General features: G+C 72.4%; 1 protein-coding gene and 1 pseudogene. Both read right to left on the reverse strand.

Translation table 11 applies throughout. The features are described 5' to 3' along the window. The coding region (locus R6V09_RS51480) for an AAA family ATPase (protein WP_317888302.1) at positions 1-1046 on the reverse strand (1046 nt) is incomplete at its 3' end. 113 nt (positions 1047-1159) lie between these two features. Further along, positions 1160-2205, reverse strand: a pseudogene (locus tag R6V09_RS51485) (hypothetical protein); the annotation flags it as partial.

A 2205-nucleotide genomic window follows, 5' to 3' on the forward strand; every position in this document is an offset into this window, starting at 1 on the left:
CCCCGGGTGGGCAGTGCGGTGCGCCGGGCCGGCCCCAACTGGTGGTAGACGGCGGCCTGCACTAGCGGGTGCGGGAAGGCCAGTTCGGGCGGGCCGCCCGCCGGACACTCTTCCAACAGCCCTTGCCCCACGGCCTGTTCGACGGCGGGCAGCGGGTTCTCCAGACCGGCCAGCTGCGCCACCCGGTGCAGCGGCGCGCGAAGCCCGAGCACACTGGCCGCGGCCACGAGATCCCGGGCCGGAGCGTCACAGTGTGCGAGGCGGTCCCGGACCAGGGACTGGTACGAACGGGGCGCGGGCAGCGGGGAGTCGGAAGAGGCCAGGACCTCCGGCGCCACCTCGCGGAGCAGGGCGCGCAGGTGCAGCGGATTGCCCCGGGTGAGGGCGTGCAGTCTGCCGACGGCGTGCGGCGGCAGGCCCGTGGGCAGCAGCCGGCCGCAGAGTGCGCCGGTCTGCTCGGCGGTCAGGCCGTCGAGAGCGAGCCGAAGGGTCTCGTCGTCCGCCAGTAACCTCCGCAGCCCATTGGGGAGTTGGGCATCGGCCGGTCCGTGCACGGCCAGCACGGTGAGGACCGGCTCGGACAGCAGGCGGCGCAGGACGAAGGTGAGGGCGTCCAGTGACAGGGCGTCCGCCCAGTGGGCGTCGTCGATGACCAGCACGACGACGGTGTCCGCGGGGATCCGGTCGACGAGGGCGAGCAGCCGCGCGCCGACCACGCCGGGCTCGTCCCGCGGCCCCGGTGCGTCCTCGTCCACCGAGGTCTGACTGAGGAGCTGGGTGAGTACGCCGTAGGCCAGTGCCGTCTCGTTCTCGGCGCCGCTGGCCTCCAGCACGCACACCCGGTCCGCCGTGCGCAGGAAGCGGCGGATCAGGGCGGTCTTCCCGATGCCGGGCGGACCCTCGACGACCATCAGACGCGAGGCCCCGGCGCGGGCCTCGCGCAGCCTGTTCTCCATCGCTCTGAGCTGCGGCCCCCGGCCGTGGAACGACGGTTCACCGGCCTCGGCCGGTCGGTGCGCGTGGTACGGCAGTGTGTTCACCGGCATGTCGACGTCTACCCCCGTAGTTTCGTCGGTGTTCCCAGGGCCATGGTGGTCGCCCTGTCATGACGGTTCAACGCGTGTGCCGTTGAGCGGTCCGGCCGGCCGGGGCCCGCTGCTCATCCCGCCAGGACGCGCACCGCCGGGACGGGCAGTGCGGCGAGCCTGCGCTGGACGAAGAACGTGTTCGAGTTCTGGTTCAGGCCCGGCACGGGGCCGATCCACCGCCATCCCATCCTGGCGGCGTACTGCTCGGTGAAGCGCCGCCACTCGTCGGGGTTCGGATACCTGCGGTTCGCGTCGTGGAAGTAGACGTACGTGGAACCGAACTCGGTGGCGTTGCCGATCGGGTTCGCGATCGCCCCGCCGAGCGCCCGCACGGCCACCGACCTCGCGGCGGACGGCAGTTGGGCCCAGGGCCGGCGCTGGAGGTCCAGATAGGCGCGGCGCTGACCGCGCGGGATGCCGGGCGGGGCGGGCGGTCCGAAGGTGCCGCCCGTCCGGACGAAGTCGGCGCGGTCCATGTTCCGTTTGCTGGCCCCCCAGCTCTTGAGGACCGGTTGCAACGGGGTCGAGTAGGCCCGCAGAAAGGCGTTGAACGTCCGGTAGTAGGGGCGGGTGAGCAGCGCGTACCGGTTGAACATCGCCCAGATGACCGCATGGCTGTCGGCGTCGTCCCGGCCGCCGGACTCCCCGATGACGAACCGCGCGGTCCACTCGGCGTCCTCTTCGGTGAACCGGTAGGGCTCCTTGCCCTGGGCGCTCAGCACACCGAGCCGAGGGGTCGCCGCGACCTCCAGGGTCGGGCCGGAGCTCCTGCGGGCGGCGGACGACGGTGCCGGTGAGGACGGCGGTGGCGAGGACGTTGGCGCGAAGCTCACGTGCAGATGGTTGTCGTGGTTCTTCAGGGGCAGTACGCCGCGTATCTCCGGGTCGTTGAAGAAGATCGCGTGGACCGGCAGCACGCCGTTGTGCCGCAGCAGGTCGACGAGTTCCTGCGTGAACGCCCGCGAGTAGGAGGGGTGCCGCCAGTTCGTCGGTCCCTGCCGGCGGTCGGACTTCACCGGGTAGATGTCCGCTTCGAGGCCGAGCCGGTGCGCGGCGCGCCCGGTCAGCGGGCCGCCGCCGCTGCGGCCGAGATCCCGGATGTCGAGCACGGGCCCCT

The sequence above is a fragment of the Streptomyces sp. W16 genome, from assembly GCF_033194735.1.
GTDB lineage: Bacteria > Actinomycetota > Actinomycetes > Streptomycetales > Streptomycetaceae > Streptomyces.